Annotated in this window: 1 protein-coding gene; it reads right to left on the reverse strand. The window is 72.5% G+C overall.

What is annotated here, in order from left to right; genetic code table 11:
- A partial coding sequence (locus KI686_RS16170; protein ID WP_237590354.1) for an alanine racemase occupies nt 1-277 on the reverse strand: 277 nt, incomplete at its 3' end.
- Between the last annotated feature and the right edge of the window lie 43 nt (nt 278-320).

Below are 320 nucleotides of genomic sequence, written 5' to 3' on the forward strand. Positions count from 1 at the left end.
CGAGGATCGGCGTCCCGATCCCGCTCCGGCGCAGCAGGGCGCCCTCGGCCACGTCGGTGACGCCCAGCCACTCGGCTCCCGCGTCCACGGCCGCATTCGCCACGGCGAGCGCGCCGTGGCCGTACCCGTCGGCCTTGACCACAGCCATGACCGGTCCTCCCGTGCGCATCCGTCGCAGGTTCTCGGCGACGGCACCCCGGACCAGCTGCAGCGTGGGCCCCTCGAAGCGCGTGGCTGTCATCTCGTCGACCCGTCCCTCCTCGATCAGCACGCTCATCGCCTCCGCTCCGTGGGATCGCGCAGCATCCGTGGACACCCTT

This window comes from Polaribacter sargassicola (assembly GCF_021991835.1).
Lineage (GTDB): Bacteria > Bacteroidota > Bacteroidia > Flavobacteriales > Flavobacteriaceae > Polaribacter > Polaribacter sargassicola.